Source organism: Pseudomonas sp. nanlin1 (assembly GCF_045571515.1).
Lineage (GTDB): Bacteria > Pseudomonadota > Gammaproteobacteria > Pseudomonadales > Pseudomonadaceae > Aquipseudomonas.
Genome location: NZ_CP124218.1, coordinates 1,389,862 through 1,407,184 on the forward strand (window position 1 = coordinate 1,389,862; position 17,323 = coordinate 1,407,184).

Sequence of the window (17,323 nt, forward strand, 5' to 3'; positions counted from 1 at the left end):
CCTAACTAGAATGGCTTGGTTTGCTTATCAATCGTATAGGACACGCCACAATGTTTCACGAGTTGTGGCATCCAGCGTAAGCCATTGGCGATCCATTACCTGTTTCAATCCTTCACCTATATATGCACCCGGCATCGTAAGGAAGCCTTGCTTGCGGAACCAGGGGCCATTCCAAGGAGGCTCACGAAAAGTTGTCAAGCTCACCGCTTGGACCCCAAGGCTTTCAGCATGCTCTACGGCTGCCGAAAGCAGTTTTGCTCCTATCCCAATCCCTGAAGCACTTGGGCGAACGGAAATATTGTCTAAATACAAAAGCCCGTCCAGCGGTCGCATTGCCGCGAAGCCCATTATTTTATGACTATCGCTATCGAGTGCCACCACGACACTACAGGCCTCAAATCTCACAGGGGTCAACGCAGGTGCGTCAGCGATATGGGCTAGAGATGGAAATGTCCTGTAGCGCAGACGAGCCTCTGCCGAGATACGGCATAAATCCGCCACATCCTCAGTACGACTCAGCCGGAAGTAGTAGGTATGCATTTTTTCCTATCCTTCAGTTTCACTGGATGCGTCTTCCAATTTTACCTCGCACAACTCAGGTCAGCATCCCCACAGCGCTCGTAGCTTTGGTTGACTCCGTTTATTTTTACCCTAAACACTACAGTTTAATTACAACCGGCAGATAGCATCTAAAGCAAGCTCTCTATCCACACTCGATACTCCGGACAACCTATGAATCTCCGCTCGTTCACCATCGCCTCCAGAGCTTCACTTTGTTTTGGCATGATTACCCTATTAGTGATCGCTTTGGGAGGGTTCGCCTACCTGCAATTAGGCAAACTTCGGGACTCTGAGCAAGACATCGAAAAAAACTGGTTGGCCAGCATCCAGACGACCGATGACATTCAAATAGCGGTATTGGAGGCACGTCTGGAAAGCATTCGACTGCTTGCCGCGACTACTCCTGAAGCCCGCACCATGGCAATCGGTCAATTGGCGAAGGCGCGTGATGTACTTAGTGAACGGACCGATTTCTATCGGCAGAATTTGCTTTCGGACGAGACGGAACGTCAGACCTTCGAACTTGCTGCCGGGCTTATGGGGAAATTCCTGGAGGGGCTGGCGCGAATCGTCGAGCTAGATGACACGCAGCATAATCTGGCTGTTGATTATGCTAATACAGAGCAGAAAGTCCGGGCAGAGGCTTACCAGAACGCTCTGTCATTGTTACGTAAGCATAATTCTGATGGGGCAAAAACTGCCGGAACTCAAGCAACGGAGGTGTATGACCACAGTAACCATGTAATCGCATCTATGGTGGCTGTTGCACTGGCACTGACTATTCTGTTGGCCATTTTACTTACCCGCAGCATCGTAATGCCCATCAATACGTCGCTGAAGATGGCAGAAGAGATCGCCAATGGGGATTTACGTATGTCCCTTAACGTGACGGGCACAGATGAAGCAGCCCGCCTCATGGCAGCACTCAATACGATGCAGGCAAACCTGCGCGGCACGATCGCTGACATTTCTGAGGCCTCAGCGCAATTAAGCTCGGCCGCAGTGGAAATGACCGCGATAACCGAAAGCGCTAACCAGACCCTACAGCAGCAGAACAGTGAAATCGACCAGGCAGCTACCGCAGTCAATCAGATGAGCGCGGCGGTCGAAGAGGTTGCTCGTAATGCGACGTCTACATCGCAGGCTGCTAAAGAATCGACACGTGCTGCTGAAGCGGGCAATGCTAAAGTTGGAGAGACCCTCGATGCTATGCGCACTCTGAAAGATCGCGTGCACGTAACTTCGGAGCAAGTCCAGCAGTTGGCTGGACAAACGCAGGACATCAGCAAGGTATTAAGCGTGATCGGTTCCATTGCCGATCAGACCAACCTTCTAGCTTTGAATGCAGCCATTGAGGCTGCACGTGCCGGCGAACAGGGCCGTGGCTTTGCCGTCGTAGCCGACGAAGTACGTGCCCTTGCACACCGAACGCAGGCCTCAACAGAGGAGATCGAGGTCATGATTTCCTCAATGAAAGTACGCAGTTCAGAAGTCGTGGATTCAATGGCGGACAGTACGCGAGAGGTGAATAACACCCAGAATACTGCCGAAGAGGCCGGTCGATCGTTGCAAACCATCACTGACGCCGCACAAATGATTGATGACCGTAACCAGCAAATCGCCACGGCGTCGGAGGAGCAAGCTTACGTCGCCCGCGAGGTAGATCGTGCCTTGGTCAGCATTCGGGACCTAGCCCTGCAGAGCAGTGAAGGTACCCGACAGACGTTGACCGCTAGCGGCGAGCTGTCGCAATTGGCCGTAAATTTAAACCGAATGGTTGCACGCTTTCGCACTTGATCAATCTCGAGGTCCGGTCAGCTGAAGCATGCCTTAGTCTTCTTGTTTATCTGTCCTTTTTGGTCTGATGCATCTCAGGAGTGCGCACATGGTCGGCATTCTTGGTTGAGTTGGGCGTAGCGATCAGCGTGTCATCGATGATCGTGCCGGACCGCAGGGCTGGCCATTGCGCTAGATACGCGTGACAGCCTCGAGGATCCGAGTGGCGAGGCCATGGGGTTCTAGCAGGCGCCGAAAGTTAAGAGTCGTGGGCGCATCGGAGAACCTGGTCCAGGTCGTCAAGTGGGCAAAAAGGCGCAACTTCGGTATCTGGTACAGCACTTCTTCCATCGCCGGATTTTTAAGCGCGTACCACTGCTGCAAGATATGAATCCGAAACATCGTTGCCAGTGCTTATAGCTGCCCACCAAGGCATCCTGACCCCGGATAGTGCGGCGCGATCAGCAGTTGTGGCCATGGAGCAACCTTGGCTAGGAAAAAGTTTGTGGTTGTTGCCCTGATTGAGGGCATGTGATGAGCTGGAAGCTTGCGAATAGATGCACACCTAAAAAGCGACTCAGGGCATCAATCCGGGGCCTACTTATTTCCTATTCTTTGCAGTGTGCATCTGCACTCCCGGTCACGATCACTCAACTGTTGATCTGACGAGGAGGGCGCGATGGTGCGTTCATTCGAATGGCGATATGTTGGTTGCAGCGCACCGATGCTCATCCTGACTGCTCTGATGGTCATGCACCCCCTTGCAGCTGCAGCCAGCCCGCCTGCACAGGACCAGGACATCGCCGCGGCACTCCGACAACTCGACGCGCTGGATCGTCTGATCCAGAACAGCGAAACCTCAACTGTCGTTGCCCCCGGCCAGCGCTACTACCTCGATTACAGCCGGCTGCGCGCCGACGTAGCACGTGTACGTGTCGGTCTACAGGAATACCTCACCCCGCCACGTGCCCAGCCTAGAGATCCGGTCGAAATCGTCGGCCAGTACCGAGCCGAACAGGCAGAGGGCCAGCCCGGCGATACCGACTCCTCCCCATGAACGGCGCACAGGTCTCGGCGTTTCAAGCCAACAGCGGTATTGCACCCGCCGCGATGACCACCGTGCTGATCGGCATGGTGCTCGCCGTTCTGCTGCTGTGGGGCGCATGGGCGATCCGCACGGCCTATGTGGGCTGGGCTGAGAGCCGAATCAACCAACGGCAGTTCCTGGGTGTCGTGGTGCGCTTTTTTGCCATGTACATCGTGCTGACGTTTTTCCTCCTCTCTTGATCTTGAAGGGACCGAACATGAAGACGCGCTTTCTCTCCTCTCGTATCCCTCTCCGGCTGGCATCTGCGCTTGGAGTACTGGGTCTACCAACTGTGTCCTCAGCCCAAGGGCTTCCCACGCTGGAGAATCCCTCGCGCGGCACTGGCAACGGGATCATGGAGACCATCCGTAACTATGGCTACGACATCGTGCTGCTGGTGGCGCTGTTGGTGGTGGCGTCCATGTTTATCGGGGTCTGCTACCACGCCTATGGCACCTACGCCGAGATTCACAATGGTCGCAAGACCTGGGGCCAATTCGGTTTGACGGTGGCAATCGGCGCTGTGCTGCTCGTAGTCGGCATCTGGCTGCTCACCGAAGCCACCGGCATCCTGTAAGGGGGCTGGTCATGTCCGATTACCCGCATGTCCGAGAGGACGGCACAGTGTCTTTCTTGCCGCACCGGCTCAACCGTCATCCGGTGGTGGTGCGTGGACTGACCGCAGATGAACTGTGGGTCTGCTGCGGCCTATCCGGCGCGACCGGGCTGGTGGTTGGTGGACCTCTTTCCTGGATGTTCTCGACCATAGCGCTCGCACCGACCTTCATGGTGGCAGCGGTAGCTATTGGCGTGTTCGTTGGTGGAGGCATCCTGCGTCGACAGAAGCGCGGCCGACCCGACACATGGCTTTACCGACATCTGCAATGGTGGTTGACGACGCGTCACCCCACCGTCGCCGGTTGGGTTGGTGGGCAGGCGCTGGTCACCCGCTCTGGTTTCTGGTCGGTTCGAAGGAAAGCAGGATGAGCCGATTCAAAAACGAGGTCATGCACCTACAGGCACACATCAAGACGTTGCGCCTTGGCGTTGGAGCCCTGCTGATTATTGCCTTGGTCATGGGCGGTGGCTGGTGGAGCGCGCCGCGCGACCTCACCGTCCATGTCCCGCCGGATCTGCGCTCTGGCAGCACACGCAAGTGGTGGGAGGTGCCGCCGGAATCGGTGTATGCCTTCACGTTCTACGTATTCCAGCAACTCAACCGATGGCCGACCAATGGCGAGAACGACTACGCGCGCAACCTGCATGCGCTTTCGCCGTACTTCACGCCTGCATGCAAGGGATTCCTTCAGGCCGATTACGACTATCGGCGTAACGCGGGTGAATTGCGCGAACGTGTGCGCGGAATCTATGAAATTCCAGGTCGCGGCTACGGCGACAACCCTGGGCTCCGCGTGCGCGTCGTATCAGAGCGCGATTGGGTGGTCACCCTAGACATCAGCGCGGACGAGTACTACGGCTCCGAACAGGTCAAGCGCGCTCTGGTGCGCTATCTGATCAAAGTGGTGAGGGCCGACGTGGATCCCACGCGCAACCCATTCGGTCTGGCGATCGACTGTTATGACGGCGCGCCTCAGCGCATTGGAGCACCCGATGTAACTGATCCTGCGCCGACTCGAAGTGGCCTGGATGCCCAAGGAGAGAAACCATGAAGCATCAATTCGCCTTCTGGCTTAGCAGCGTCATTGCCATAGCGATGACGCCCCAGGCTCATGCGGTTCAAATCCTGACTTGGGAGCGGCTGCCTCTGACTATTCCGCTGGTCGTAGACCAAGAGCGAATCGTATTCGTTGATCGCAATGTCCGCATCGGGGTGCCGGCTAACGTAGGCGAGCGTCTCCGTGTCCAGAGCGCAGGCGGCGCAGTCTATCTGCGCGCAAACGCACCCATCGAGCCTACCCGGCTGCAGCTGCAAGATGCCGATACCGGGGCCCTCATTTTGCTCGACATCAGTGCCCAGGTTGGGGGTGAGGGCGTTCCGCCCTTGGAACCGGTGCGCATCGTTGATGGTCCCAGCACGCCAACCCGCTACGGCGAGAAGCCATCCGAGGCAGAAGATGCTGATCCGGACATCAAGTCCCTGCCCGCTCAAAACAAACGCGAGACTCCGGTTGCAGTAGTCCTCACTCGATACGCAGCCCAGAATCTCTATGCGCCGCTACGTACTGTCGAAGCGGCTCCTGGAGTTACGAGGGTGAACCTGCGCCGTAACCTACCGCTTGAGACACTGTTACCGACCTTGCCGGTCAAAGCTACAGCGCTTGCCTCCTGGCGCTTGGAGGACCAATGGGTAACCGCCGTCCAGTTGACCAATACCAGCGGAACCTGGATCGATCTTGACCCGCGTACGCTTCAGGGCGACATCCTGACTGCGGCCTTCCAGCATCCGGCTCTAGGACCGCACGGCCAGTCAGAAGACACCACAGTCGTCTACGTGGTCACTCGTGGTCGTAGCTTGGCCCAGTCACTGATACCAGCTATCCAGCGCTTCGACCCAGCAGTAAACCTGCCGCAACCGGCCGCGCCTGCGCAAGGAGATGGCCATGCACAGTAACGGTTTGCTGAAGTGGTTGATGATTCCAGTGGCACTGCTGGTGTTGTTCTTCGGCATCAGGCAATTTTCGGGCGGCGGTGGTCATCAGGCCCCGGCCACCGCCGATGCGGGTGCCCAACTCACCCCTGAAGAAATGAAGGCGCTGGGCATTGAGGGCGATACACCACGCGACACTGTAGCTACCTTGGTCGCCCAGGTGAAGCAGCTGCGTACAGAGCTGCAGACGGCCACATCGGACAACAAGACGCAGCGCGATGAGAATCAACGACTTCGCCAGCGTGAATCGGCAATCGATCAACGCATTGGCAATGCGCTGGAATCTGAGCGCGCCAACCTGCGTCGTGACCAGCAACAGCTCAACTCAGAACGCCAGCAGACCGAAGGTTTGCTACAGGATTTGCAGCGGCGTTTGGACAAGATCGGCAACACCGGCGGCAATGCCGATTTACCTGTGGGGCTGGGATTACGCGATGGCGACGCCGATGGTATGTCTGGCTCCGGCAGTGGTATGCGTTGGGTGGAACCCGAAGACAAAAAGCAGACTGATGGACGAAGCGGCGGGGATACACCCAGCTTTCCAACCAGCTTTGGCCCGGCCCAGCGAACGCTGGAAGAGACAGCCGAATCAACCGTTAAAGCCAGTGCCAAAGCCGTCGGAGCAGCCACGACCAGAGCGGTCTACACCGTGCCAACCAACTCGACATTAATGGGCTCGGTGGCGATGACTGCACTGATCGGTCGAGTGCCGATCGATGGCACTGTGAACGATCCTTATCCATTCAAGGTACTGGTGGGCCCGGATAACCTGACCGCAAATGGCATCGACCTACCTGATGTGGCGGGGGCGGTGTTCAGCGGTACTGCCGCAGGGGATTGGACGCTTTCTTGCGTGCGTGGGCAGGTGCGCAGCATCACCTTCGTCTTCAATGACGGCACCATCCGCACGATCCCCGAGGACCGAGACGGCGATCAGCAGAGTGACAAACAGCAGGAAGGTCTTGGCTGGATCAGCGATCCCTATGGCATCCCATGTGTCAACGGCGAACGTCGCAGCAACGCGCAACAATATCTGGGCTCACAAGCCCTGATCACCGCTGCCGGCGCAGGCGTCGCTTCAATGATCGAATCTGATAGTGGCCGGGCTTCCTATGTCGGAGCCGATGGCTCAGTCGGAACCGTCGGCATCACTGGTCAGGAAGCGGTCGGCCGGATCCTGGCCGGTGGTGTCCAAGAAATGTCGAGCTGGGTTAGCAAACTCTACGGCCAGGCCTTCGCTGCGGTGTATGTACAGCCAGGTGCCAAAGTCGCCGTCCACCTCGATAAGCCCCTAGCCATCGATTACGACCCCAAAGGCCGCAAGGTCGATCACCGTGCAGGAGAAGCCCATGCGCTCGAACTGGATTAAACCCGTGGTACTCGCCATGGCAGCGGTGGCGCTCGTCGGCTGCGCGACCGACAAAGATCAATTGTTGACCCATGGGGGACAAAGCATGCAGGAAATCTGGCAGCAAGAGGCTGGTGATGGTGGCTCAGGCCAGGTCGCTGGTCGCCAGTTGCTAGATGCACGCCAGACGCTGCGGCGGCCTTTGCAAGAGGCAGACTTGGCCGAAGCTCCCTCAGAGCAATCTCGTTACACCCGCACTGCGTCCAATGAAATCTATCGACAGTTTCACCGCCTCCCCAATCCCGATCTGGTGATGTATGTGTTCCCACATTTGACCGGTACCGACCCTGTGCCGGTGCCTGGCTATACGACTGTGTTTCCGCTTTACCAGCGGATTCAGTACGCGATGCCTGGCGAGCGTGTGGAGGACTACTGATGTCCTGGACGCTCCCTTGGTTACGCCCAAAAGCATGCCATTCCATGCCTGACGCCGATGGAAGCCCCGACGGCTGGCAGCGCTACCTACAAGCGCTGCGCGAGGCAGGCATTCAAGCTCCTGGTAAAGCTGCACGCGAGTCCCCGGCTACTTCAGACGATGAGGAGGCACTTTATGATGTGGCTCCGTCGTTCGTAGCACTGCTGCCTTGGGTGGAGTTCCTGCCGGAGACACAGTGCATGCTGCTCGAAGACGGCCAGTCAGTCGCCGCTTTTTTTGAGCTGACGCCGCTGGGCACCGAGGGGCGAGAGGCTGTATGGCTCGCTCAAGCCCGTGATGCACTGGAGAATGCGCTGCAGGACAGTTTCGACGAGCTCGACGAGAATCCTTGGGTTGTCCAGCTCTATGCTCAGGACGAGGCAAACTTCGACCAATACCTTCAGGCACTGAACGATTACATTCAGCCCCGTGCGAAGGAGTCGAAATTTACGAATTTTTATCTCAGGTTTTTTGCTCACCACCTGCGAGCAGTTGCGAAGCCAGGTGGCTTGTTTGAGGACAGCGTTGTGACACGTCTTCGTTGGCGTGGGCAGACCCGTCGCGTACGAATGGTGGTGTACCGGCGGTCTTCAAGCCAGAGCAGGCGTCGCGGACAGACGCCCGAGCAAGCCCTTAATACTGTGTGCGATCGATTGGTAGGTGGTTTGAGCAACGCCGGCATTCAGTCAAAACGGCTCGGTGCACCTGCAATCCATGCGTGGTTGTTGAGATGGTTCAATCCACACCCGACGGTACTGGGACACGAGGCCAAGGACCGCGAGCGCTTCTACCAGCTTGCAGCCTATCCGCAAACTCCGGAGCCTGATGAAATCGAGCTGGCTAGCGGGGTGGACTTCAGTCAGCGGCTGTTCTTCGGCCATCCACGCTCAGATGTCGATCAAGGCTTGTGGTATTTCGATAGCCTCCCTCATCGTGTGATGGTCACCGACCGTTTGCGTATGCCGCCGGTAACCGGCCACCTCACGGGCGAAACCCGCAAAGGTGACGCTATCAACACCCTGTTCGACCAAATGCCGGAAGACACGACGCTGTGCCTTACGCTCGTCGCAACACCGCAAGATGTGTTGGAGGCCCACCTCAACCACTTGGCCAAGAAAGCGGTTGGAGAAACCCTCGCCTCGGAACAAGCACTCAAGGACGTGCACGAGGCCCGCTCACTGATTGGCAGCGCTCACAAGTTGTATCGGGGCACGTTGGCCTTTTATCTGCACGGACGTGACGAATCCGAGCTTGATCGCCGCGGGCTTCAGCTCGCCAACGTCATGCTCAATGCCGGGTTGCAGCCTGTACGGGAGGAGGACGAAGTTGCGCCGCTCAACAGCTACCTCCGTTGGCTTCCCTGCGTCTACAACCCAGGCGTGGATCGCCGGCAGTGGTACACCCAACTGATGTTCGCTCAACATGCAGCGAATTTGGCGCCGGTCTGGGGGCGTAGCCAAGGAACTGGACATCCTGGCATCACCTTTTTCAACCGAGGTGGCGGGGTCATTACCTTTGATCCGTTCAACCGGCTTGATCGGCAAATGAACGCCCACCTGTTCCTCTTTGGCCCGACTGGATCTGGCAAATCTGCAACTCTGAATAACATCCTGAATCAGGTTGCCGCAATCTATCGGCCCCGCATTTTCATCGTGGAGGCAGGGAATTCCTTTGGGCTATTCGGTGACTTTGCGAAGCGGCTTGGACTGACGGTTAACCGGGTCAAGCTTGCGCCTGGCTCTGGCGTGAGTCTTGCGCCATTTGCTGATGCCCATCGACTGATCGATACGCCCAGCGATGTGCAGACGCTGGATGCCGACGCTCTCGAAGAGGAGCTGTCTGATCAGGCCGACGCCAATGAGGCCGATGAGCAACGCGACGTGCTGGGCGAGCTCGAAATCACTGCACGCTTGATGATTACCGGGGGAGAGGACAAGGAGGAGGCGCGAATGACCCGCGCCGACCGCTCGCTGATTCGTCAATGCATACTCGATGCTGCGCAGCGTTGCAGTGCAGAGAATCGCACAGTGCTCACTCGCGACGTACGTGAAGCGTTACGCGAGCGCGGCCGTGATTCAACGCTTCCGGAGATCCGGCGTTCCCGTTTGCTTGAAATGGCGGACGCTATGGACATGTTTTGCCAAGGCTCGGACGGCGAGATGTTTGATCGCCCCGGAACCCCGTGGCCGGAAGCTGATGTCACCATCGTGGACCTGGCAACGTATGCGCGTGAGGGCTACAACGCCCAATTGTCGATTGCCTACATCTCCCTAATCAGCACGGTTAACAACATTGCCGAGCGTGATCAATTTCTGGGGAGGCCCATCGTCAATGTGACCGATGAAGGCCACATCATTACCAAGAATCCGCTGCTGTCACCCTACGTGGTGAAGATCACCAAGATGTGGCGCAAGCTGGGCGCCTGGTTCTGGCTCGCTACTCAGAACGTGGACGATCTGCCCAAGTCCGCCGAACCAATGTTGAACATGATCGAATGGTGGATCTGCCTGTCGATGCCGCCGGATGAGGTTGAAAAGATCGCGCGTTTTCGCGAGTTGAACCCCGCTCAGAAGGCCTTAATGCTGTCGGCTCGCAAAGAGGCCGGCAAGTTCAGCGAAGGCGTGATTCTGTCCAAGTCGATGGAAGTCTTGTTCCGTGCAGTGCCGCCTAGCCTCTACCTCGCATTGGCCCAAACAGAGCCCGAAGAGAAAGCCGAGCGGTTCCAGATGATGCAGGAGTTTGGCATTGGCGAACTTGAGGCAGCCTTCAGGATCGCCGAGAAGATCGACCATGCCAGGGGCATTAGCCCACTGCCATACGACGACTTGTTCGTTTGAGATTCCTTATGACTATCGAACACCTATCTGCTCGCCCTCGCAAGGGACTGCGCGTCTGGTGCTTGACCACGATTGTGATTGCGGCGCTCGCAGCACTGCTTTATAGCGTGCTCGTCTTGACCCGACCTACAGCGCTAAGTGCGTCCACGACTGAACCAACCGATGGCCCGCCCTGGCGTCACGGCTCAAGCACAGCCCGGTTTACCGTTGTCGTATACGCGGATCTTGAATGTCCTTTTTGCCAAACCTACACACCGACCCTGCGCGCCTGGGTCGATGCCCATCCTGACGTCAACCTGCAGTGGAATCACCTGCCGTTGGCGATACACGAACCGGCAGCGGGAGATGAAGCGCGCTGGGTCGAGTGTGTCGGAGAAAGGTTCGGCCATGCACGTTTCTGGGAAGCCGTGCAGTGGGTCTATCAACATACGCGAGGAGGCGGGCAAGGCCTTCCGGCTGGTGTGAGTTACCCCGATGAATCTGCCGTGAGGGAGTGCCTGAAAAGTGATCGTCCTGGCGCGGCAGTGCGCTTGCAAGCCGAGCAAGCCCGCCATGATGGCTTTGATGCGACTCCATCGCTTCGATTGATCGACAACCAATCCAGTCGTTCTATGAATCTTACGGGTCCAGCCTCGGGAGATATGTTGCTCTCTGCACTGGATCTACTGAGTCTGCCTGAGAGCGACAAGGAGGATGGAGCATCCCCCTCAATATCTCAATAGTTCGGACGTCGCTCGCAGACCTATGTATTTGCAGAGTTCAAGGGTTGTCAGTATCGACGTTCGTTGTGCAATAGATTCTGATTGTTCCAACAACCAGGACTCTCGCTATCAAAGAATTCAATGCGTACTGCCCCGAGCACCTCTTGAAGAAGCGCATAGACTCGGCTGCAATAGTTTTGGTCGTTTCGATATACAGAGACAGCGACTCGCCGAATGCCGGTAAATCGCATTCGACGCAAGATATGAAGGTCTTGCTCCCACAAGCCCCACCCGTAGATGACGAGGGTGTATCGCCGAGAAGCCAGCACTTCACGGTATATGCTGGAAAGGTAGTAGCTGTTCTGAATGGCACTAACCTTTTGCTCCCGAGTCCCTTCGCTTACGAAGAGCGGGACTACAGTCTCGGTTTGCCACAGATTCAGAATGGCCTCTAGGAGGGCTGCACCATCGCTGTGAATCTTATGCTCCTGCTCAACCCGATCGCGACACAGAACCAAACTGCCGTGTGGGTAGAACACTAGGGTGGTGGATAGCCGCCCTCGAATAGGCGTCCTGAGTCGAAACCAGTTATCTTGAAACAAACCTCCTGCCCCAAAGCAATCCTTGATCTCGTGGCTATAATCACTGTCACGTCCATCCATCATGGCCCAGTAGACGATAAGGTCGTAATTCAGTGAGGCGACGGTATCGAAATGTTTAAGAAATTGGTAGATGGAAGGCAGATGACCACTGACCTGATCGAACTCTGGATGGATTGCACGCACACTCTCTATAAGACAGTCTCGGACTCTCAGGTATGCCGCATGCGTCCTTTCATCTGGGATTTGCAGTGATCGATTGACATTGGATGCCTGCCAGACGATCCGCAATATAAGTTCGAAGTCCTCAGTATCGAAGAAATCAAATAGCTGCTCTACATCCGGAGCTATCAGCTCATTCGTACGCGCATGTTCCAGCAAGGATTGGTAAGAGAAACTGCGGCTTACCGCAATGCTTGCACCATTGCCAAGTATGAGTGTTCCTCGGTAGTTGTTGGCAATGGCCTGCCATTGCTGAATCGCATAGTGCATGAGTTCCTTCTCCTGGTTATTTGTATCCCACAACCATAGCGCATGCCTGTCGCGACAACGACATTTGCGACAAGGGCGATTCAGGAATGCGGGCATGCCGTCATACCCATTCTTCGTGGCATGTTCGGGCTGCATGCATTGGACTACATGGGTCTCCAACTGCCAGGCAGCACGCCATGCGCAACTTCTACATTGTTTTCGGACACGCGCTGTTCGGACTGGCGATGCTGGTTCCGGGGAGTTCCGAGGCTCAAGAAGTCTGGGTAATCACTGACTCCAAGCACTCTGTGACTGGCAACGCGACCGTCGACCGACGCATAGAATTAGACAAAGCCCAACAGCTTGAAATCGAGTTGTCAGAGCAGCTTCCAAGCGACCCCCAGCATGCCGCAGCGCTAGTACAGCAGCGGTTAGAACGCGGTGGACAAGCTCTGCAACAACGCCTTCGTAGTGCTTACCAAGACGTTGCCGACGCCTGGAGTTTGGGCATCGCCACGCTCCCAGCGGTTGTTGTGGACCAGAGTTATGTGGTGTACGGGGAGCCCAACCTGGACAAGGCACTTGCGCGCGTAGCGCAGTACCGCAGGAAAACTCCATGATGGCCCGTGTTCCACGTCGACTACGAATGGGTGCCGCTGCAGCGCTGCTGTGCGGTGCTACGTCGAGCTTCGCTCTGAATACGGCCAGCATCGTGTCATCAACGCTTTCGCCAGACTGCCTGGAGTATCGGGTGGTGGGCATTTGCTATTGGCTTTATTGCACGTTGACGAGGTGCACGGTTCGCACCTCAATCAAAGTACGTCATTACGTTCCAGATGCTGTGGTCTCCAGCTATTCCAACGTTGGTGAAAATCCCTGGGTTGAAGTGCGTGCGATGAGTAAGCCCAACACGACTGCTCGCTCTGGAGGAGATGGAACAACCAATCATGACAATGAAAACAACCTGACCAAGTTCAAAAACGCGGATGTGATCGGCCATCCCGGTGGGCAGGTTTTCAGTCAATTCGCCAGCGCATCGGGTTACGCGTGCGAAGGTGCTGGTACTGCTTTCATGCCCTACTTGCTCAGCACCTTGGATACGATTGCATGGCGCTACAACTTGCCAGAAGTCGTTTACCCCGAAGCGCTCATCCCTGGCATGCGAGAGATAGGCTCTCGTACAGGCATGAATCTGTGGGGCGCCGTCTACCCCCGCGGAGGATTTCTGCATCAGACCGATGACCACAAGGCCGGCGCTGTGGTTGCGCAGCGCGCAGGCGACATCGTGACGCGTCGAGGACAACTTCACGTCTATCAGCCCCTGCTCGCCAGTAGTCGCGACGGTTATTGGCCGGCTGGCGCGCTGGTAGAAAGCGATGCCTTAACAGGTAAGTGGCAACAACTCACACCGCGCCTGTCCTCTACCTGTGCGGTATTTCCCCAAAGTGGCTCGCTGCCTCAGGCAGCGCCGGGCGACTACGCGTGGGCTTTATGGCGCCCTTACAGCTGCTGCCAGCGTCAAGGTCAGGTCTTCCTGGGCAGCGTCGATTTCAACTAAGGGCACGTCAATGAAATTCTCTCGTGAAATTTCCCCACTTAACCGCCGTCGACAGGGACATTCGCGCCTTGTTTTGCTGACGTGTGCACTTGGCCTTGCAAGCGGATTTGTCTGGGCTCAGAGCGGTGGTTTCCAGAACAGTGGAAGCGTGATTGGCGATGAGGTCATGTATTCAATCGGTGGCGGCAACGCCGTTTCCATGAGCGGCGCTGCTGGTATGCGCTCGATAGGCGTGGGCGCTGGCTGGAACAGCAATTTGGTCTGTGGGGATATGAATATCAGCACGACGATTCAGAACCAGCTCAATGGGCTGACGAATGGATTTCAGAACATCATGGGTAACGTGATTCAGAGCGCGACGAGTGCCGTCGCGTCGCTGCCCGCCTTGATCATTCAGCGCGCAGACCCTGGTCTTTACAACCTGTTGACCAATGGCGTGCTGCAGGCCCGCCTGGACTTTGACCGTTCCAAACTCACCTGTCGCGCCATGGCCGAACGGATGGCCCAGACGGCTGGTGGCCAACTCGGCTGGAACCAGATAGCAGAGGGCATGGCTCTTCGCCAGGCTGTGACCAGTACCGATGCAGTGTCCGCTATCGAGCAGGCTGAAACAACGCGTGGCAATGACGGTGTTCCTTGGGTCGGCGGCAATAACGCTGGTGGTGCGGGTCAGTCCTCGATCAAGGTGGTCGCCGATGTGACCCGCGCGGGCTACAACCTGGTCAATGGCCGCAGCGTTGCCGATACCTCGTCGATAGATGCAACTAGCTGCAACAGCTTGGCTTGCCAGACATGGCCTACCCCGCAAGCAGCAACTGAATGGGCAACCCGTGTCTTGGGGGAGCAGGAGCAGCGTACTTGCGAAGACTGTACCAAGACTCAAACCATGCCGGGTGTGGGCTTGACGCCACTTATCCAGGAAGAATACGAAGCCAAATTGCAGTCCCTGCAGGAGCTGATCGACGGAACCCGCAATACCACGTTCGAAAATTTGCGCGCGGCCGGTAGCACGTCTTTGCCGATCACCCGGGGTGTTATTGAAGCGCTGCGAGATGAGCCGGACCAAGATATCCTCGCGCGCCGACTGGCCTCAGAGGTGGCGCTGTCTTCTGTTTTAGAGAAGGCATTGCTGTTGCAACGAACGCTGCTGACGGGGCAGAAAGAGCCCAATGTTTCAGCCAATCAGCTTGCGGTGGAGGCTATCAACCACGAGAGCAATACGCTGGATCGTGAAATCCAGAATTTGAAGACCGAACTTGAACTACGCCGTGAGCTCGCTAACAACTCGCCGATGGCGATCATCCAGCGCCACGGTACCAGGGCATCGGGTTCGCGTGGGGTCTATGAAGGTGATCCTGTCCCTGACCGCCTCGACCAATTGCAGCGGCCATCGCCAGGGCGGGCGCAATGAATTTCGAGTGGCTGCGCTTTCGCTGGCTTCTCAATCGGAAGACGGCACATGTGCTGCTATGGATCATGGTCCTGCTCGCTACGGCGTTGCTAGCCAACGTGGTCGGTATCTATCTCGTGGGCAGCGTCACGGCTTGGCAGCATTGGATGGCCGCCGCTTCCGGTTACTTTTTGGTGTGGCGGCTGGCTCTCTATGCAGCTACGGCCCGCGGCTGGCTTTGGATGCGCCGTCGGCTGCTCGCTCGCGAGCCAGACTCCGAAGCGCGTTACCGGCTGATCCGCACCGAAGTCGCCGGCGTTGCAGCCATCGTCGTTCTGGAAATCAGTTTATTGCTTCAGTCGTAATTGGAGATCCAGCCGATGACGCTTTTCACGACTGACTACCTTGAGCACTACCTCACCCTGGTAGGCTGGATCGTCAACAATGGAATCTGGGCTGTGCTGGTTTCCAGTGGTGTGTTTGCAATGCCTTTCTTGGCCATCATTGTCCAAGAATGGCTGAAGGCGAAGGCCGAAGGGGCTGATGAAGGCAACAAGGGCGTCCTGTCTTCGTTGCGAATCGAGAACAGGGTATGGGTTGCCATCGTCGTGGTGATGTTCGCCGGCGTTCCATTTATCGACGTCGACCTCAACACCATCAAGTATGACCAAACACGTTCGACGCAGTGTCAGGTCAACATGCCCGAACCCGCAGCTACCGGTTGGTCGCAGTCTTTCAGCACGCTCAACAATCAGAGTGCCAAGTTGCCGGTCTGGTGGGCTTTCGTACACGCAGTATCGCGCGCAATCACTGGTGCCTCAGTCGCTGCAATTCCATGCGGTACCGACGTGCGCCAGATTCGGATGGATATCAACGCCACGCGCATTGACGATCCGGTCCTAGCTCAGGAAGTTGCTGACTTCACGCACGACTGTTACGGGCCGGCACGTGCCAAGTTGTTCATGAACCGACCGCAGCTCGATGACACGCAAATGCATGATGTGTCCTGGATCGGTTCGTTTTATTTCTTTGATACCAGCGGCTTCTACGACACCTATCACGCCGAGACGCCGCGAGACGGCTGGGCTTACGAGAGCAACCGGGATGCGGGGCTTGCGCAGGTGCCTAGCGGTGCGGGTTACCCAACATGTCGCCAGTGGTGGAGCGATAGCAGCAACGGATTACGCGCTCGATTGCTGTCTCAAGTCGACCCAAGCCTGCTCAACCGAGTCGCTGGATGGGCTGGTTTCTTGAGTCGCCAGGAGGTCGATGACTCGGTGATTCGAGCCATCGCTTCACCACGGCAGCAGAAGCTTAATCAAGGCTCCGTCTACACCGACTATGGCGGTCAGATTGATAAGACTTTGCCCAACGTCGTCAACCGTGCAGCCAGCGATGTCGGTCTTGCACTCGGTTCGCTTGCAGCTTTCCCAGCAATGGATGTGGTGCGCCAGGCTTTGCCGATGGTGCTTTCGCTGTTGAAGATGGCCTTGGTGATCTGCATACCGCTGGTCTTGGTGGTGGGGACTTACGACCTGAAGACGTTGGTGACTGTCAGCATCGTGCAGTTCGCATTGTTCTTTGTAGATTTCTGGTTCCAGCTCGCCCGTTGGATCGACAGCACTATTTTGGACGCGCTTTACGGGTGGGGCTTCGGTTACAACCGCCCGCATGCAAACTTCGACCCGCTAGCAGGCCTGAACAACGCGTTTGGCGACCTGCTGCTGATGTTCGTGATGGGGACGATGTTTATCGTGCTCCCCACCTTCTGGATCATGGCACTAGGCTGGGCGGGTGTTCGCGCAGGGAATGTGCTCCAGGGACTCGCCGGTGCAACTGGCGATGCCAAAGCAGCGGGTGGGAAGGGTGCCAGTACGGTGGTGGGCGCAATTTCGAAAAAGTGAGCCAGATC

The 17,323-nt window shown here is 56.9% G+C and carries 18 protein-coding genes and 2 pseudogenes; 17 read left to right on the plus strand and 3 right to left on the minus strand.

The window, feature by feature from the left end; translation table 11 throughout:
* Nucleotides 1–27: 27 nt before the first annotated feature.
* Nucleotides 28–540 carry a GNAT family N-acetyltransferase gene (locus QCL65_RS06460; RefSeq protein WP_407315439.1) on the minus strand — a complete coding sequence of 171 codons (513 nt, stop codon included), beginning with the start codon at nt 538–540 and terminating at the stop codon, nt 28–30.
* 192 nt (nt 541–732) lie between these two features.
* Here QCL65_RS06460 and QCL65_RS06465 point away from each other — a divergent pair.
* Together QCL65_RS06465 and QCL65_RS06470 are read left to right on the plus strand one after the other, a co-directional pair.
* Nucleotides 733–1,500: pseudogene (locus QCL65_RS06465) on the plus strand (MCP four helix bundle domain-containing protein); the annotation flags it as partial.
* Nucleotides 1,501–1,569: 69 nt separating this feature from the next.
* Nucleotides 1,570–2,358 (plus strand): methyl-accepting chemotaxis protein, encoded by a 789-nt coding sequence (locus QCL65_RS06470; protein WP_407316707.1) that lies wholly within the window; start codon nt 1,570–1,572, stop codon nt 2,356–2,358.
* A 55-nt stretch (nt 2,359–2,413) separates the two neighbouring features.
* Here the strand turns inward: QCL65_RS06470 and QCL65_RS06475 are convergent.
* Nucleotides 2,414–2,868 (minus strand): annotated as a pseudogene (locus QCL65_RS06475) (transposase); the annotation flags it as partial.
* Between the two features lie 148 nt (nt 2,869–3,016).
* On the opposite strand from QCL65_RS06475, the gene QCL65_RS06480 reads away from it, so the two are divergent.
* Genes QCL65_RS06480 through QCL65_RS06525 form a run of 10 tightly spaced genes read left to right on the plus strand, consistent with a single transcriptional unit; the run spans nt 3,017 to nt 11,414 of the window.
* Nucleotides 3,017–3,394, plus strand: coding sequence for an RAQPRD family integrative conjugative element protein (locus tag QCL65_RS06480; RefSeq protein WP_407315440.1), 378 nt, complete (start codon nt 3,017–3,019; stop codon nt 3,392–3,394).
* Nucleotides 3,391–3,624 carry a TIGR03758 family integrating conjugative element protein gene (locus QCL65_RS06485; protein ID WP_407315441.1) on the plus strand — a complete coding sequence of 78 codons (234 nt, stop codon included), beginning with the start codon at nt 3,391–3,393 and terminating at the stop codon, nt 3,622–3,624. The genes QCL65_RS06480 and QCL65_RS06485 overlap by 4 nt, the downstream gene beginning before the upstream one ends.
* A 17-nt stretch (nt 3,625–3,641) precedes the next feature.
* Nucleotides 3,642–4,001, plus strand: a complete 360-nt coding sequence (locus QCL65_RS06490) for a TIGR03745 family integrating conjugative element membrane protein (RefSeq protein WP_407315442.1) — start codon at nt 3,642–3,644, stop codon at nt 3,999–4,001.
* An 11-nt stretch (nt 4,002–4,012) separates the two neighbouring features.
* On the plus strand, nt 4,013–4,411 hold the full coding sequence (locus tag QCL65_RS06495) for a TIGR03750 family conjugal transfer protein (protein ID WP_080721195.1): 399 nt from the start codon (nt 4,013–4,015) through the stop codon (nt 4,409–4,411).
* A complete protein-coding gene (locus tag QCL65_RS06500) occupies nt 4,408–5,094 on the plus strand; it encodes a PFL_4703 family integrating conjugative element protein (protein ID WP_003413095.1) in 687 nt (228 codons plus the stop codon). Before QCL65_RS06495 ends, QCL65_RS06500 begins: the two co-directional genes overlap by 4 nt.
* Nucleotides 5,091–5,996, plus strand: coding sequence for a TIGR03749 family integrating conjugative element protein (locus tag QCL65_RS06505; protein WP_407315443.1), 906 nt, complete (start codon nt 5,091–5,093; stop codon nt 5,994–5,996). The genes QCL65_RS06500 and QCL65_RS06505 overlap by 4 nt, the downstream gene beginning before the upstream one ends.
* Nucleotides 5,986–7,401 carry a TIGR03752 family integrating conjugative element protein gene (locus QCL65_RS06510; RefSeq protein ID WP_407315444.1) on the plus strand — a complete coding sequence of 472 codons (1,416 nt, stop codon included), beginning with the start codon at nt 5,986–5,988 and terminating at the stop codon, nt 7,399–7,401. Before QCL65_RS06505 ends, QCL65_RS06510 begins: the two co-directional genes overlap by 11 nt.
* The gene (locus tag QCL65_RS06515; protein WP_289883808.1) at nt 7,382–7,816 is read left to right on the plus strand and encodes a TIGR03751 family conjugal transfer lipoprotein; all 435 of its coding nucleotides are present in this window, start codon (nt 7,382–7,384) and stop codon (nt 7,814–7,816) included. The genes QCL65_RS06510 and QCL65_RS06515 overlap by 20 nt, the downstream gene beginning before the upstream one ends.
* Entirely contained in the window at nt 7,816–10,692 is a 2,877-nt protein-coding gene (locus tag QCL65_RS06520) for a conjugative transfer ATPase (RefSeq protein WP_407315445.1), read from the plus strand. The genes QCL65_RS06515 and QCL65_RS06520 overlap by 1 nt, the downstream gene beginning before the upstream one ends.
* A gap of 8 nt (nt 10,693–10,700) precedes the next feature.
* Nucleotides 10,701–11,414: a DsbA family protein gene (locus QCL65_RS06525; protein ID WP_407315446.1), complete on the plus strand. Its 714-nt coding sequence runs from the start codon at nt 10,701–10,703 to the stop codon at nt 11,412–11,414.
* Between the two features lie 47 nt (nt 11,415–11,461).
* Here the strand turns inward: QCL65_RS06525 and QCL65_RS06530 are convergent, their stop codons facing one another.
* Nucleotides 11,462–12,484 (minus strand): DUF4917 family protein, encoded by a 1,023-nt coding sequence (locus QCL65_RS06530; RefSeq protein ID WP_407315447.1) that lies wholly within the window; start codon nt 12,482–12,484, stop codon nt 11,462–11,464.
* Nucleotides 12,485–12,660: 176 nt separating this feature from the next.
* Here QCL65_RS06530 and QCL65_RS06535 point away from each other — a divergent pair, with 176 nt between their 5' ends.
* The 5 genes from QCL65_RS06535 to QCL65_RS06555 all read left to right on the plus strand — a co-directional run bounded on the left by QCL65_RS06535 (nt 12,661) and on the right by QCL65_RS06555 (nt 17,315).
* Nucleotides 12,661–13,083 (plus strand): TIGR03757 family integrating conjugative element protein, encoded by a 423-nt coding sequence (locus QCL65_RS06535; protein WP_407315448.1) that lies wholly within the window; start codon nt 12,661–12,663, stop codon nt 13,081–13,083.
* Nucleotides 13,080–14,021 (plus strand): TIGR03756 family integrating conjugative element protein, encoded by a 942-nt coding sequence (locus QCL65_RS06540; protein WP_407315449.1) that lies wholly within the window; start codon nt 13,080–13,082, stop codon nt 14,019–14,021. Before QCL65_RS06535 ends, QCL65_RS06540 begins: the two co-directional genes overlap by 4 nt.
* A gap of 73 nt (nt 14,022–14,094) precedes the next feature.
* Nucleotides 14,095–15,432, plus strand: coding sequence for an integrating conjugative element protein (locus tag QCL65_RS06545; RefSeq protein WP_407316709.1), 1,338 nt, complete (start codon nt 14,095–14,097; stop codon nt 15,430–15,432).
* Nucleotides 15,429–15,776 (plus strand): hypothetical protein, encoded by a 348-nt coding sequence (locus QCL65_RS06550; protein ID WP_407315450.1) that lies wholly within the window; start codon nt 15,429–15,431, stop codon nt 15,774–15,776. The genes QCL65_RS06545 and QCL65_RS06550 overlap by 4 nt, the downstream gene beginning before the upstream one ends.
* 15 nt (nt 15,777–15,791) lie before the next feature.
* On the plus strand, nt 15,792–17,315 hold the full coding sequence (locus QCL65_RS06555; protein ID WP_407315451.1) for a conjugal transfer protein TraG N-terminal domain-containing protein: 1,524 nt from the start codon (nt 15,792–15,794) through the stop codon (nt 17,313–17,315).
* Nucleotides 17,316–17,323 lie beyond the last annotated feature (8 nt).

What these genes read in the sequence shown, in the direction of transcription:
- QCL65_RS06540 (WP_407315449.1), top strand. Translation starts at nt 13,080, where the DNA reads ATGATGGCCCGTGTTCCACGTCGACTACGAATGGGTGCCGCTGCAGCG.
- QCL65_RS06525 (WP_407315446.1), top strand. Translation starts at nt 10,701, where the DNA reads ATGACTATCGAACACCTATCTGCTCGCCCTCGCAAGGGACTGCGCGTC.
- QCL65_RS06470 (WP_407316707.1), top strand. Translation starts at nt 1,570, where the DNA reads ATGACCGCGATAACCGAAAGCGCTAACCAGACCCTACAGCAGCAGAAC.
- QCL65_RS06500 (WP_003413095.1), top strand. Translation starts at nt 4,408, where the DNA reads ATGAGCCGATTCAAAAACGAGGTCATGCACCTACAGGCACACATCAAG.
- QCL65_RS06535 (WP_407315448.1), top strand. Translation starts at nt 12,661, where the DNA reads ATGCGCAACTTCTACATTGTTTTCGGACACGCGCTGTTCGGACTGGCG.
- QCL65_RS06510 (WP_407315444.1), top strand. Translation starts at nt 5,986, where the DNA reads ATGCACAGTAACGGTTTGCTGAAGTGGTTGATGATTCCAGTGGCACTG.
- QCL65_RS06495 (WP_080721195.1), top strand. Translation starts at nt 4,013, where the DNA reads ATGTCCGATTACCCGCATGTCCGAGAGGACGGCACAGTGTCTTTCTTG.
- QCL65_RS06515 (WP_289883808.1), top strand. Translation starts at nt 7,382, where the DNA reads ATGCGCTCGAACTGGATTAAACCCGTGGTACTCGCCATGGCAGCGGTG.
- QCL65_RS06490 (WP_407315442.1), top strand. Translation starts at nt 3,642, where the DNA reads ATGAAGACGCGCTTTCTCTCCTCTCGTATCCCTCTCCGGCTGGCATCT.
- QCL65_RS06460 (WP_407315439.1), bottom strand. Translation starts at nt 540, where the DNA reads ATGCATACCTACTACTTCCGGCTGAGTCGTACTGAGGATGTGGCGGAT.
- QCL65_RS06550 (WP_407315450.1), top strand. Translation starts at nt 15,429, where the DNA reads ATGAATTTCGAGTGGCTGCGCTTTCGCTGGCTTCTCAATCGGAAGACG.
- QCL65_RS06555 (WP_407315451.1), top strand. Translation starts at nt 15,792, where the DNA reads ATGACGCTTTTCACGACTGACTACCTTGAGCACTACCTCACCCTGGTA.
- QCL65_RS06485 (WP_407315441.1), top strand. Translation starts at nt 3,391, where the DNA reads ATGAACGGCGCACAGGTCTCGGCGTTTCAAGCCAACAGCGGTATTGCA.
- QCL65_RS06505 (WP_407315443.1), top strand. Translation starts at nt 5,091, where the DNA reads ATGAAGCATCAATTCGCCTTCTGGCTTAGCAGCGTCATTGCCATAGCG.
- QCL65_RS06520 (WP_407315445.1), top strand. Translation starts at nt 7,816, where the DNA reads ATGTCCTGGACGCTCCCTTGGTTACGCCCAAAAGCATGCCATTCCATG.
- QCL65_RS06480 (WP_407315440.1), top strand. Translation starts at nt 3,017, where the DNA reads ATGGTGCGTTCATTCGAATGGCGATATGTTGGTTGCAGCGCACCGATG.
- QCL65_RS06530 (WP_407315447.1), bottom strand. Translation starts at nt 12,484, where the DNA reads ATGCACTATGCGATTCAGCAATGGCAGGCCATTGCCAACAACTACCGA.